The sequence below is a fragment of the Arthrobacter sp. Br18 genome, from assembly GCF_000520555.1.
Classification (GTDB): Bacteria; Actinomycetota; Actinomycetes; order Actinomycetales; family Micrococcaceae; genus Arthrobacter_D.
Genome location: NZ_KI914885.1, coordinates 57,146 through 70,063, shown reverse-complemented (window position 1 = coordinate 70,063; position 12,918 = coordinate 57,146). Strand labels below are relative to the sequence as shown.

Here is a 12,918-nt window from a genome sequence, read left to right as displayed (position 1 = left end):
CGCCGAGGGGGGCGAGGCGCCGGGGTGGGCCGAGGATGCTCGTGGACGCCTCGACGCGGCGGCGGCACTTGCCGCAAACGCACGCCGGCTACGGCACTAGGCGTCGGAAACCAGCCGGTAGCCCATGCCCCGAACCGTCGCGAAGCGTTCAGCTCCGAGTTTGTTGCGCAGGTACCGAACGTACACATCCACCACGTTCGACCCGGGGTCGAAGTCATACCCCCACACCCTGGACAGGAGTTGTTCCCTGCTCAGCACCTGTCCGGGATTACGGAGGAAAGCTTCGGCGAGCGCGAATTCGCGGGCGGAAAGGTCGATCTCCCGGCCGTCCACGAGGGCACGGCGTGTGCGGAGATCCAACTGCAGGTCGCGGTGCGAGAGGACAGCGGCGTTTCCTGCGCCGTTGTCCTGGCGCAGCCGAAGGCGCACCCTGGCCAGCAGTTCCTCGAACCGGAACGGCTTGGCCATGTAGTCGTCGGCGCCGCCTTCCAGTCCGGCGACGGTGTCGTCCACTGACGTGCGCGCCGAAAGGATGATGATGGGTGTGTCGTTCTTCGACTCCCGAAGCCTGCGCAGGACGGTGAAGCCGTCCTGATCAGGGAGGCCGAGATCAAGGATGATGAGCTCGAAGTCTCCGGTCTGCCCCAGGTGGTAGCCGTCCCTGCCCCTGGTGGCCACCGTCGGAGCATAGCCGGCGGATCGAAGGCCCTTGGCGATGAAGGAACTGATGCGGTCCTCGTCCTCGATGATCAGGATCTGGCTCATGGGTCCTCGTTCGGCTGTTGTGTCGCATGGGGAATGCTCATCGTGAATGTCGAGCCCCTGCCCGGCGCCGAGTCCAGTTCCACGATGCCGCCGTGGGCGTGCACGATCGCGTCGACGATGGTGAGTCCGAGCCCTGAGCCTTCCGCGCGGTTGCTGTTCGCCCCGCGGGTGAAACGGTCGAAGATCCGCTTCCGGTCGGCCTGCGGTATCCCGATGCCCTCGTCCCGCACCCACAAGCTGAGACCCTCGGGCTCGAGCCGGGAGCCCAGCGCCACGATTGAGCCTTCGCCCGAGAATTTCACCGCGTTCGCGGCGAGCTGCAGCCACGCCTGCGTGATGCGGCGCTCATCGATCCGGAAGACCCCCTCGGCGCGCGAGTCGACCAGCCAGGTACGGGACCCAAGGCCGCGGGTTTTGTCGAGGACCTCGTCCGTCAGGCGGCCGATGTCGGACCGCTCCACGCGGACGAAGTCAGGGCGCGAACTCCCGGCGAGAGTTACGAGGTCGTCGACGAGGAAACGCATGCGTCCGAGTTCGTCGAGCGCGACTCCCCGGACGGCGTCGACATCGGCGCGGTCAGCCGAGTCCTGCAGTTCGAGGTGGCCCTGCATGATCGTGATCGGCGTGCGCAACTCGTGCCCGACGTCGTCGAGCAGTTGCCGTTGGGAGGTGAATGACCCTTCAAGGCGGTCGAGCATCGCATTGAAGGTGTGTCCAAGGTCGGAAAGGTCGTCGTTGCCGGTGACCGTGATCCGTTGGGAGAGGTCGCAGTCGCTGATCTGCCGGGCGGTATCCCGAAGGCGCCGGACCGGCTGCAGCAGGTTTCCCACCAGCAGCCACCCGACGACGGCGATGAGCAGCAGCGTGCCCAGGCTGATGAGGGCGAAGGTCGCGAACGTCTGGTTGAGCTGGGACCGTTCGGCCTGCGTGTCGAAGGCGAGGACGAAGACCGTGGGCTGGGGATCCTGCGCGAGCTGCACGGGCACCGTGACCGCGCGGTAGGTGGTGCTCGATGTCGAGAACGTGCTGATCTGCGCCGACGGTGAGCCGGCCCTGCCGGCAACAGCGCTGACCAACTCGGGGTCATTCTCGAGCCGGACATCCACTGAGTCGTTCGCCACCAGGATGGCCCGGCCGTCCTGCACCCCCATCATGCCCTCGTTGGGTGCGGGGAGTGTGCGCTGCATCACGAGGTACACCAGTTGCTCCGCCTCCACGAAGCCCGTGCGGGTGTTCGGGTCGATTCCCGTGTCGAGGAGCGTCTGGAGCTCGCCGAAACTACGCGACAAGGAATCGTCCACGTCGGCGTTGAGGTTGGTTCGCTGCAGCGCATAGGCGGCAGTCCCTGCCACCAGAAGCCCGAGTGCCGACAGCATCAGGACGGCGCTGAGGACGCGTGAGCGCACGGTCCACTGCCCGGCCAGGCGGGCCAGGAGACCGTCGACCCGCCCGTGCTTCGGTCCCGTGCCGGCGGCCGCCGGATCCGGACGTCGGGAGGATAGCGGGGACGCTGCATTACGCGATGCGCCCGCTGCCGCAGCCGTCGGTGCCGGAGCCGGTGCGGGTGGTACGGACGGGGTTCCAGGTGCTGCGAAGGGGGGAGTTGCCGGTGGACCGGCCCGTAGGTACTGCCGGCCGGAATCGGCGACGGGGAGTCGCTCGGTTTTTTCAGTCATCGTCGGAGTCATCGGAGTCATCGAACCCACCGTCATCGGAATCCCCGCCGGAGCCGTCGTCGTCATCGGAGTCATCGTCGGAGCCGTCGTCGAGCAGGGGAGGCTGCGCCGGAACCACGAGGGGAGGCGGAGCAGGCACGGCCGGTGCCGGTGCCGGGGCCGGAGGAGGCACTGCAGGCACTGCCGGAACCGCCGGATCCCGCTCCGGCACGGTATCCGGCGTTGATTGCGGGGGATCGGCATCCGGTACGGCATCCGGTGTCGGGTCTGTGGGTGTGGCGGGCGGGATCGTGCCGGGCACGGGGGGTTGGGCGAACGGTGTGGAGGGCGCCGTATCGGTCGGGGGTGTGCCGGGCGGAGGAGATGTCGGCGGCGCAGCGTTCGGGCTCGGGCCGACCATCACGGCGGGGCCGAGATCCCGCACGGGCTGCTCAGCGGCGAAACCGAGCGCCGTTGCGCCGCCCACCGGCACGCCGACGGCCAGGGCCGCGATAAGCCAGGTATTGAGCCGCGATGACTTCATGCCGTCAAGTATGGCCGTTGTTCATGAGATGAAGATGAGAGATCAGGCCACGACGGTGGCCCTGGTGTCCATCCGAACCACGGATGTGCCGTCGACGTCCTCAAGGGTGAGGGCCACCCGGATGGCGGCGAAGCGCGTGAGGGACTGAGCATGCGTGCCGCCGCACGGAATGCTTACGCTTCCGTCCGGAAGTTCGCACTCCCAGAAGCGGCGGTCGGTGAGTCCGGCGCCGGCATGCCGCACGGTGATGGGAGCGCCGGATTCCACCCACCGGCCCAGGACCCGGTTCACCGCTGCGCCGGTTGCTGCCAGGTCGATGTCCTCGCTCACGAAGCCCTTGCGTCTGAGTGACCGACCCAGACGGTAGGTGTCGGTCGAGCAGTTCTCCCCGATGCTCGACACGTCGATCGCGACGGCGTCGAAGTTGGGATGGCCGAGGGCGTCGGCCGGGATGTCCTTCCTCCAGCGGTCCGCCAGCGCCGCGTTGAGGGCGAGCGAGGCGAGGTGGCAGGCGGTGTGGCCGGCGGACACACGCTGCCGGTGCGCCTCATCCACCTCCACGGACGCGGCAGCACCCTCGCGGGGTGCTTCTCCCGCCACGATGTGCGCCACCACGAACGCCCACCCTTCCGTGCCCTTCCGGACCGGCACATCGGATCCCAGGAACAACGAGAGCCCGTCGGTGGCACCGACCACGCATTCCTCGATGTCCACCCTGCGTGTCCCGAACACCAGCACCGCCCGGTCGGCGCCCTGGTCGGGCCATGCGGCGTCGATCGGGTGGCAGGCGGTTTCCGCGAGCAGTACGGCAAACCTGCCGTCGGGGAGTGACTCGACATGCAGCACGGTCGACGACGACGTCACGGCTCCGGACGCGTAGGTCACGGTCGTGTCGATCGAGGGAAGTGTCATGGGGTTCCTTGGGTGAGCACGAGTTTTTCGAGGAGCGGCTGGGTGCGGTACGGGATGTGCTCGTGCAGGGCGAGCACCGTCTCGGTGCGGATCACTCCCTTGATGCGCAGGACCGAGCGCAGCGCGGACTGGAGGTGGTGGGTATCGGACGCCGCAACCCTGCACCAGACGTCACCCCGCCCGGAAATCTCGTGGACCTCGAGGACCTGGTCGAGCTTCCGCAGCGAGGCGATCACCCCGTCGAGCTCGCGGTGCAGAACCTCGATGGTCACGAAGGCGACGACGTCGTAACCGATCGCTTCCAGGTTCAGCTCGCGGCCGCTGTGGCGGAGGATTCCGGCGCGCATCAGGCGACGGACGCGGGTCTGCGCGGTGTTCCTCGCAATGCCGAGGGAGTCGGCGAGCTCGCTGATCTGTATCCGGGGATCCTGGACGAGCGCCAGCAGCAGCCGGGTGTCAAGGTGGTCCAGATTGCCCATGAAGCTCACTTTCCGGTGCGTGCCTGCTCATAAGTTGCCGGGAATGCTCATTCCAATCATAGGCGTGCCCTGTCGGGCAGCTGGAGGGCTCATGCTTGAAGGGCAGGCGCGGACGCCTGCCCACAACGGTCATCCGTGGCTACCCGGCGCTGAGCCCGGACCGGAGCCGCCCCCCCTGGAAAAGTTTGAAGGAAAACGGATGAGCGTCCTGAGTGAATTGAGAATGCGGCCCTCTGCCGGCGGACGGTGGAGCTGGGACGCATCGCTCGCAGCCCGGCTCGGGCTCGCCGTCGTCGTCATCTCCACGCTGCTCATCGGCGCCAACCTGGCCACGCCGCTGTACCCCCTTATTCAGGCCGACCTCGGCCTGTCCCCGTTCGGCCTGACCGTGGCGTTCTCCTCCTATGTGGTGACCCTGGTGGCCGGGCTCATGCTCGCGGGCCACTGGTCGGACCATATCGGCCGACGTGCGGCACTGGTCCTTGCCGTTGTCCTCGGATTCGGCGGCGCGGCGGTCTTTGCTGACGCTTCGTCCCTCGGCACCCTCGCACTGGGGCGCGCACTGCAGGGCGCAGCGGTTGCCCTCGCCACCGGCGCCAGCTCGGCCGCGCTTCGGGATCTGCTGCCGCACCGTCCCGACTGGGCCTCGCGCTTCACGCTGGTGGCGTCGAGCGGAGGAGTTGCGGCGGGCCCCGTCATCGGGGGCTTGATGTCCCTCCTGCCGGCGCCCACGCGCACGCCGTTCATCATCTACCTCTTCGTTCTTGCCTTCCTCCTGGTTCCCCTTCTCTTCCTGCGCGCCCGGCCTGCGATCAGGGTCGCCGCGGAAACGCGGCCCCTGGCCGCGCTGCGCCCTCGACGGCCCGTTGTCTCGCGGGCAGCGCGGCGCGCTTTCTGGACGGCATCGGCGGTGGGATTCCTCAGTTTCGCGGTGTTCGGTTTCACCCTGAGCCTTGCGCCGACATGGTTTGCCGCGATTGCAGGAACAACCTCGCGGCCCGTCATCGGCCTGCTGGCGGCACTGGTGCTCGCTTCCTCCGCCGTGAGTCAACTGGTGGCGCCGCGGGGCCGCTTCGTGGTGCCCGCCGGACTGGCCGCCATGGCAGGGGGAATGGCGCTCCTGCCTCTCGCGCACGCACTCGGCAGCCTGTCCCTCCTGATTGCCTGTTGCGTGGTGGCCGGATTCGGCCAGGGCATGGCGTTCCGGGTGGTCTTCAACGAGGTGGCACTCAAGGTGGAGCCCTCGCTCCACGCACAGGTCATCAGCACCGTCTATGTGCTGACCTATCTCGGGAGCGCCGTTCCCGTCCTCGGACTCGGGGCCGCAGTGGGGGTGTGGGGCCTTGATGTGTCGGTCACCGGGTTCACCGTCGTCATCGCCACCGCGAGCGGGATCCTGGCCGTGGTCTCCCTGCTGGCGCGCACCCGTAGGGCAGTGGAACCGTAGGGTGGTCCCATGACCTCTACCTCCGGCCGGCCGCCCATCGGCGGCGTCGTCGTCGGTCTCGACATCGGCGGATCCAAGACGCACGGCGTCCTCTGGCGGGACGGCGAGAAGGTCGCGGAGGCGGCGTCGGGCAGTGCGAACGTCCAGAACGTCACCCCGGCCGAGGCCGCCGGGCACCTCCTGTCGCTGTTCACCGTGCTCGCCGACCCCGCTGCCCCCGGACATCAGCCGGTTCACCGGGTGATCGCCGGCTCCGGAGGAGTTGACACCTCCGACGACGTCGAACGGCTCCGCGCGCTGATCGCGCCGCACGCGCCGGAGGCGACCATCGAGATCCTCCACGACACCCGCCTGATCCTGGCGGCGGGGCGGGTCGCTGAAGGAATTGCCGTCATCGCCGGAACCGGATCGGTGGCGTGGGGCGTCGCAGGCGGGATCCAGGCCCGCTCCGGAGGCTGGGGCTACCTCCTCGGGGACGAGGGCAGCGGGTACTGGGTGGCCCGTGAAGCGGCCCGTGCGACCCTCCACCGCGCCGACCTCGGCCTGCCGCAGGACGAGCTGGGGAGACTCGTCCTGCGACGCAACGCCCTCGAGTCCCCGGCCGGACTGATCGGGCTGTTCCATTCCAGTGCAGGGCGTACCTACTGGGCGTCGCAGTCGCCGCTGGTGTTCGACGCCGCAGCGCTCGGTGAACCTGTTGCCATGAGCATCATCCGGCGCGCGGCGGACGCGCTCGCCTCGCTCGTCCTCGATGTGGCATCGGTGATCCGGAGCAACGGGCCCGTCGTGATCGGAGGTGGGCTCGCCGTCAACCAGCCGCTCCTGCAGGAGGCGCTTCGAGCATCGCTCTCGGGGCAGGGCTTCGACGCCGTCGCCTTCCTCGCCCAGGATCCCGTGATGGGCGTGGAATTCCTCCTCCGGCAATAGTCAGGCAGGAGGGGGTGACCGTCCGTGAAACCCGGGCACCGCACCAATACCCGGCCTTGCCTGCTCCGAACTGAGGGATAGACTCAAACCTCTGACCTTCGACTGAAAGCCGCGCCGGACGCGCCACCACCGCCCATCAGGCCGACCGCCTGCCGCTGCGCCGGCGCCGGCCGCGGGCCCGCCCGTCAAGCTCCTGCCACGAAAGGCAAAGCTTCAATGACTACCTCCCGTGCCGGTGACCCCGCATCTCCGCAAACAGACGAACTCCGCGGCGCGCTCCAAGAAGCACCCCCTGGGTCGTCACGCACGGCACCACCCGAACCGATGATCCAGTTCCGCGGCGTGACCAAGACGTACGACGGCGGCCAACCCGCCGTCGACAACCTCAGCATCGAGATCGACCGGGGAGCCATCACCGTCTTCGTGGGCCCCTCCGGCTGCGGCAAGACCACCTCGCTGAGGATGATCAACCGCATGGTCGAGCCCACCTCGGGAACCATCCTGCTCGATGGAGTGGACGTGGCGGGGCGGAAGGCCGCGGAGCTGCGCAGGTCGATGGGGTACGTGATGCAGTCCTCGGGCCTGCTGCCGCACCGCACCGTCCTGGACAACATCGCTACCGTGCCCCGCCTGAACGGCGTCCCCCGATCCGAGGCACGCGCAACGGCGGCCGGACTGCTCGACGTCGTCGGCCTCGCCTCGGCGCTCGGTGCCCGTTACCCCGGGGAGCTTTCAGGCGGCCAGCAGCAGCGCGTCGGAGTTGCACGGGCGCTTGCGGCCGACCCTCCCGTACTGCTCATGGACGAACCGTTCAGCGCCGTCGATCCGGTGGTGCGCGGTGAGCTCCAGGAAGAGCTGCTGAGGCTGCAGCGGGACCTCGCCAAGACCATCGTCTTCGTGACCCACGACATCGACGAGGCAACGGTCCTCGGGGACAAGGTCGCTGTGTTCGCGGTGGGCGGGCGGCTCGCGCAGTACGCAACGCCCGAGGAGATCCTCCGGGCGCCCGTCGACAATTTCGTGGCAGGATTCGTGGGGCGTGACAGGGGCTTCCGCCATCTCTCCTTCCAGGACGGGACCGGCGTCCCTATCCACCCCATCGAGACGATCGACGTGGAGCGGCTCGGAGACCCGACCGTCAGCGTGCGCTCGCCGTGGACCCTGGCCGTGGACGGAGAGGGGCGCCCGCACGGCTGGGTGCCCCTGGCACGCCGCTCCGAGGTCACCTCACAGGCCGAAGCGGTCCCCGGCGGGTCCCTTTACCGTCGCGGGGACACGCTGCGGCGTGCCCTCGACGCCGCGCTGTCATCGCCGTCAGGACTCGGCGTGACGATCGACGACGACGGCCGCGTGGTCGGAGTCGTCCATGCGGGCGAGGTGTTCGAGCTCATCGAGCGGGCCCGGCTCGACCGCGGTCGCGCCGACCACAACACGGCGGTCTAGGGATGGACTGGTTCCTCGCGAATTTCGACTTCATCCTGCGGCTGACCGGCCTGCACCTGTTCCAGGCCGTCCTGCCGATCCTGTTCGGGGTTCTCCTCGCCGTGCCTGTCGCCCAGTTGGTGCGCCTGAACCGCACGGTGGGTGGGGTGCTGCTGACGGTGTCCTCGATCCTGTACACCATCCCGTCTCTGGCCATGTTCGTGTTCCTTCCCGTGGTTCTCGGGACGCGGTCCATCAGCATGGTCAACGTCGTGGTGGCCCTGACCATCTACGCATTCGCCCTGCTCATCCGTTCCACCCTCGATGCGCTCAACTCCATCGACGACGGCGTCCGGCAGGCCGCCGTGGCCATGGGGTTCACACCCGTCCGGCGTTTCTTCAGCGTTGACCTTCCGCTGTCCATTCCGGTGCTGATCGCCGGGGTCCGGGTCATTTCCGTGACCAACATCTCCATGGTCAGCGTCGGCGCCTTGATCGGTGTGCAGAGTCTCGGCACGCTCTTCACCGACGGACTGTTCCGCTCGTTCCCCACCGAGATCGCGGTGGGCATCATTCTCACGCTGCTTCTCGCGCTCGTGATGGACCTCCTGCTCGTAGGCCTCGAGCGCCTGCTGACGCCGTGGGCCCGGCGGGCAACAGCCGGTGCAGTGTCCGCGCCGGTTCCCGGGGCGGACGCGGCACCTGCCGCGGGGTCCGCCGCAGCGCCGGCCGCGGCCGGAACCCGGAAGGCCGGCGCCTGATGGACTACTCGAGCGACAACCTTTTCGTCCAGATGGGGGAGTGGCTGGCGTCACCGGACAACTGGTCCGGCCCCGCGGGCATCCCGACCCGGATCGTCGAGCACCTCGGCTACACCGCGCTGACCATGCTCATCGCCCTGGCCATCGCCGTGCCGGTCGGTCTGTTCGTCGGCCACACCGGACGGGGGCGGGTCCTCATCGTCTCCGGCGTGGGCATCCTCCGCGCGCTTCCGACCCTCGGTATCGTCTTCCTCTTCGTGCTGCTCGCCGGCCGGGGGCTGATGCCCCCCATCTGGGCGCTCGTGCTGCTTGCTGTTCCTCCGCTGCTCGGCGGAGTCTACGCCGGGATCTCCTCGGTTCGCCGTTCCGTGGTGGACGCCGCCCGGAGCATGGGCATGACCGAGTGGCAGATCCTCATCCGGGTCGAGGTGCCCAACGGGATGCAGGTCATCCTCGGCGGCGTGCGGGCGGCGGTGCTCCAGGTCGTGGCGACAGCGACGGTCGTCGCCTTCGTCAAGGCCGTGGGCCTCGGCGTGTTCCTGGTGGAGGGCACCCAGCTCGCCGACTACGGGCGGCTGTTCGGCGGCGCGGTGATCATCGGTGCCGTCGCGATCGCGGTGGACGGCGTCATGGCGCTGTTGCAAAAATTTGCTGTCTCCCCGGGGTTGCGGGCAACCACATCTCCGGCGCGACCCCAAGAATCTGGCCGGCAAGAGGCCGTCGCCAGTGCACAAGGAGGAACAACATGACAAACCTGTCAGCACACGGCGCCGCTCGGCGCGCGATGATAGGACTGGCTGGCGGCCTGACGGCCGCGCTGGCGTTGACTGCCTGCGGTGCCAACAGCGACCCCCAGGGGGAACCCGAGGACACAGCTGCCGCGAGCGGCTCCGTGGTGGTCGGCTCGGCAGATTTTCCGGAGAGCCAGGTGATCGCGGAGATCTACGCCGGTGCGCTCAATGCCGCCGGCGTCGAGGCCACCACGCGGCTCGGTATCGGGTCCCGCGAGATCTACTACACCGCCGTGGAGGAGGGATCGGTCGACATCATCCCCGACTACAGCGGCAACCTGCTGCTGTTCGCAGATCCTGCTGCCACCGCGGCCTCCGCGGGAGACATCGTCAGTGCCCTGCCCGAGGCACTCGCGGCGAGGTCGCCGGACGCCAACCTCGGGGTGCTCGAGCCCTCGGAGGCGGAGAACAAGGATTCACTGGTGGTCACTGCAGCGACCGCTGAGCAGTACGGACTCGAGTCCATCGAGGATCTTGCCGAGGTGTGCGGGGAAATCACCATCGGCGCCCCGAGTACCTTCCAGGAACGGGCCTACGGACTGCCGGGCCTGGATGAGAAGTACAACTGCGTGCCCGGCGGTTTCGAGGCCATCAATGACGGCGGCGGTGAGCTGACGCTGCAGGCGCTCCTCAGCGACGACGTCCAGGCGGCCGACATCTACACCACCACGCCGTCCATCGAGGACAACGACCTGGTGGTGCTTGAGGATCCGGAGGACAACTTCATCGCCCAGCAGGTCCTTCCGTTCGTCAACCTGGACACCGTGGGGGAGGATGCGCGGACCGTCCTCAACGAGGTATCCGCACAGTTGACCACCGAGGACCTGCTGAGCCTCAACCGTGAGGTCAGCGGTGACGAGAAGCGCAATCCCGCTGATGCTGCTGCCGACTGGCTGGCGGACAAGGGCCTGGCCGGCTAGCGGCACCAGAGTGGCAGTCCCCCCTTTCCAGGGGGTTCGGAGCCCCGGCGCGTGGCAGAACAATGCCGCGTACCGGGGCTTCGCTGTGGCATCCTGTTTCAATGGCCAAGTTCAAGCAGTCGGATAAACTCCACAACGTCCTCTACGACATCCGGGGCCCGCTGCTGGAGGAAGCGATGCGCATGGAAGCCCAGGGCCACCGCATCCTCAAACTCAACATCGGGAACCCCGCGCCCTTCGGCTTCGAAGCACCCGAGGCCATCCTCGTCGATATGATCCGGAACCTGCCGAAGTCCCAGGGGTACAGCGATTCCCGCGGGATCTTCTCCGCGCGCACGGCCGTCGTCCAGTATTACCAGGGACGCGGGATCAACTCGATCGATGTGGACGACGTCTACCTGGGCAACGGCGTCAGCGAACTGATCACCCTGTCACTGCAGGCGCTCCTCAACAACGGGGACGAGATCCTGGTGCCCACTCCGGACTACCCCCTGTGGACGGCATCCGCGAGCCTCGCCGGCGGGACCGCGGTCCACTACCTCTGCGACGAGAACGACCACTGGTACCCCGACCTCGAGGACATGGCGGAGAAGATCACTCCCCGCACCAAGGGGATCGTGCTCATCAACCCCAACAATCCCACCGGGTCGGTCTACCCCCGCCCGATCCTCGAGGGCGTGGTCAGACTCGCACGTGAGCATGGGCTGATCATCTTCGCCGACGAGATCTACGAGAAGATCCTGTACGACGACGCCGTGCACATCAACGCCGCATCGGTCTGCGGCGACGACGTCCTGTGCCTGACGTTCAGCGGACTCTCCAAGGCCTACCGGATCGCCGGTTTCCGCAGTGGGTGGATGGCCATTTCCGGTCCGAAGCATGACGCCGCGGACTATATCGAGGGCATCAACCTCCTCGCCAATATGCGGTTGTGCGCCAACGTGCCCGCGCAGCACGCCATCCAGACAGCGCTGGGCGGCCACCAGAGCATCAACGACCTCATCCTTCCCGGCGGGCGCCTGAAGAAGCAGCGGGACAAGGCGGCGCAGCTGCTGAACGAGATCGAGGGAGTGAGCTGCGAACTAGCCATGGGCGCCCTGTATCTCTTTCCCAGACTGGATCCCGAGGTCTACCCGATTCGGGATGACGAGAAATTCGCGCTCGACCTTCTGAAGCAGCAGAGGATCCTGGTGTCCCATGGAAGTGCCTTCAATTGGATCGCGACGGACCACTTCCGGATGGTGACCCTGCCGAGTGTCGACGTGATCGAGGACGCCATCGGGCGGTTGGCCGAATTCCTGTCCTCCTACAAACCCTGACCCGAAGCGGGGCCGGACTCCGACCGGTCCTGTCCGCTCTCCAACCTCAGGAGGATCCATGGCACATCGCAAGGGTTTTGATGCTGATCCCCGCAAGCTCCTGCTTGCCGGACCCGATTTCCGGCTGGACGCAGTGGATCCGCGGTCCACTCCCGGGTTCGGGCACGACAAGGCTGCCGGGCAGGCCGCGCTTGGAGCGGGTTCCGGCGTGCTGTCGGAGCTGCAGGAGAAGCTGTTCGCCGAAAGCCGCCACGGCAGTGGGATATCCCTCCTGCTGATCCTGCAGGCGATGGACACGGCAAGAAAGGGCGGGATCGTCCGCCACGTGGTGGGAACTGTCGATCCACAGGGCGTCCACCACCACGCCTTCAAGGCGCCCACCGCCGCGGAGAAGCGGCATGACTTCCTGTGGCGGATCGCCCGGCAGCTTCCCGGGCCGGGCATGATCGGGGTGTTCGACAGGTCGCACTACGAGGACGTCCTGATCCACAGGGTCCGCGGCCTGTCAGCGACGAGCGAGATCGAGCGGCGCTACGGAGCGATTTCCGCCTTCGAAGCGGACGCCGTGGCCTCCGGGACCCGGGTTGTGAAGGTGATGCTGCACATCAGCAAGAAGGAGCAGAAGAAGCGCCTGACGGAGCGGTTGAACCGCAGGGACAAGTTCTGGAAGTACGCACCCTCCGACATCGAGGAGCGCGCGCTGTGGAACGAGTATCAGGCGGCGTACGAAACCGCCATCGAGCGCACGTCGACACCGGACGCCCCCTGGTACGTGGTGCCGGCCGATCGTAAGTGGTACGCCCGGCTCGCGGTCCAGGAGGTGCTCATCGGGACGCTCGAAGACATGCAGCTCAGTTGGCCTCCGGCCCACTTCGACGTTGAGGCCGAAAAGAAGCGGCTTGCGGACTCATAGGTGCGTTGGCGCGTGACGACGGTGTGCCGCCGCTGCTTCAGCCCTCGTTCTCGGCTCGAGCGC

Annotated in this window: 13 protein-coding genes; 8 read left to right on the top strand and 5 right to left on the bottom strand. The window is 67.7% G+C overall.

Annotation, left to right across the window (positions count from 1 at the left end; all coding sequences use genetic code 11):
- Positions 1 to 96: 96 nt before the first annotated feature.
- From Y704_RS0114330 to Y704_RS0114310, 5 genes are read right to left on the bottom strand one after another with little or no spacing between them, the layout of a single operon-like run.
- The gene (locus Y704_RS0114330) at positions 97 to 765 is read right to left on the bottom strand and encodes a response regulator transcription factor (RefSeq protein ID WP_026550627.1); all 669 of its coding nucleotides are present in this window, start codon (positions 763 to 765) and stop codon (positions 97 to 99) included.
- A complete protein-coding gene (locus Y704_RS0114325) occupies positions 762 to 2,441 on the bottom strand; it encodes a sensor histidine kinase (RefSeq protein ID WP_253904355.1) in 1,680 nt (559 codons plus the stop codon). Before Y704_RS0114325 ends, Y704_RS0114330 begins: the two co-directional genes overlap by 4 nt.
- Positions 2,434 to 2,964, bottom strand: coding sequence for a hypothetical protein (locus Y704_RS0114320; protein ID WP_026550625.1), 531 nt, complete (start codon positions 2,962 to 2,964; stop codon positions 2,434 to 2,436). Before Y704_RS0114320 ends, Y704_RS0114325 begins: the two co-directional genes overlap by 8 nt.
- 42 nt (positions 2,965 to 3,006) lie before the next feature.
- Positions 3,007 to 3,876 (bottom strand): alanyl-tRNA editing protein, encoded by an 870-nt coding sequence (locus Y704_RS0114315; RefSeq protein ID WP_026550624.1) that lies wholly within the window; start codon positions 3,874 to 3,876, stop codon positions 3,007 to 3,009.
- Entirely contained in the window at positions 3,873 to 4,355 is a 483-nt protein-coding gene (locus Y704_RS0114310; protein WP_026550623.1) for an Lrp/AsnC family transcriptional regulator, read from the bottom strand. Before Y704_RS0114310 ends, Y704_RS0114315 begins: the two co-directional genes overlap by 4 nt.
- Positions 4,356 to 4,554: 199 nt before the next feature.
- Between Y704_RS0114310 and Y704_RS0114305 the strand changes: the two genes are divergently transcribed.
- The 8 genes from Y704_RS0114305 to Y704_RS0114270 all read left to right on the top strand — a co-directional run bounded on the left by Y704_RS0114305 (position 4,555) and on the right by Y704_RS0114270 (position 12,855).
- Positions 4,555 to 5,802 (top strand): MFS transporter, encoded by a 1,248-nt coding sequence (locus tag Y704_RS0114305; RefSeq protein WP_026550622.1) that lies wholly within the window; start codon positions 4,555 to 4,557, stop codon positions 5,800 to 5,802.
- Positions 5,803 to 5,811: 9 nt separating this feature from the next.
- Positions 5,812 to 6,729 (top strand): N-acetylglucosamine kinase, encoded by a 918-nt coding sequence (locus tag Y704_RS0114300; protein ID WP_026550621.1) that lies wholly within the window; start codon positions 5,812 to 5,814, stop codon positions 6,727 to 6,729.
- Between the two features lie 324 nt (positions 6,730 to 7,053).
- A complete protein-coding gene (locus Y704_RS21525) occupies positions 7,054 to 8,172 on the top strand; it encodes an ABC transporter ATP-binding protein (protein WP_035772877.1) in 1,119 nt (372 codons plus the stop codon).
- Between the two features lie 2 nt (positions 8,173 to 8,174).
- Positions 8,175 to 8,912 carry an ABC transporter permease gene (locus Y704_RS21520; RefSeq protein ID WP_051477113.1) on the top strand — a complete coding sequence of 246 codons (738 nt, stop codon included), beginning with the start codon at positions 8,175 to 8,177 and terminating at the stop codon, positions 8,910 to 8,912.
- A complete protein-coding gene (locus Y704_RS21515) occupies positions 8,912 to 9,661 on the top strand; it encodes an ABC transporter permease (RefSeq protein ID WP_173401141.1) in 750 nt (249 codons plus the stop codon). Before Y704_RS21520 ends, Y704_RS21515 begins: the two co-directional genes overlap by 1 nt.
- The gene (locus Y704_RS0114280) at positions 9,658 to 10,623 is read left to right on the top strand and encodes an ABC transporter substrate-binding protein (protein ID WP_026550620.1); all 966 of its coding nucleotides are present in this window, start codon (positions 9,658 to 9,660) and stop codon (positions 10,621 to 10,623) included. Before Y704_RS21515 ends, Y704_RS0114280 begins: the two co-directional genes overlap by 4 nt.
- Positions 10,624 to 10,724: 101 nt before the next feature.
- A complete protein-coding gene (locus Y704_RS0114275) occupies positions 10,725 to 11,942 on the top strand; it encodes a pyridoxal phosphate-dependent aminotransferase (RefSeq protein WP_026550619.1) in 1,218 nt (405 codons plus the stop codon).
- 58 nt (positions 11,943 to 12,000) lie between these two features.
- Positions 12,001 to 12,855, top strand: coding sequence for a PPK2 family polyphosphate kinase (locus Y704_RS0114270; RefSeq protein WP_026550618.1), 855 nt, complete (start codon positions 12,001 to 12,003; stop codon positions 12,853 to 12,855).
- Positions 12,856 to 12,918 lie beyond the last annotated feature (63 nt).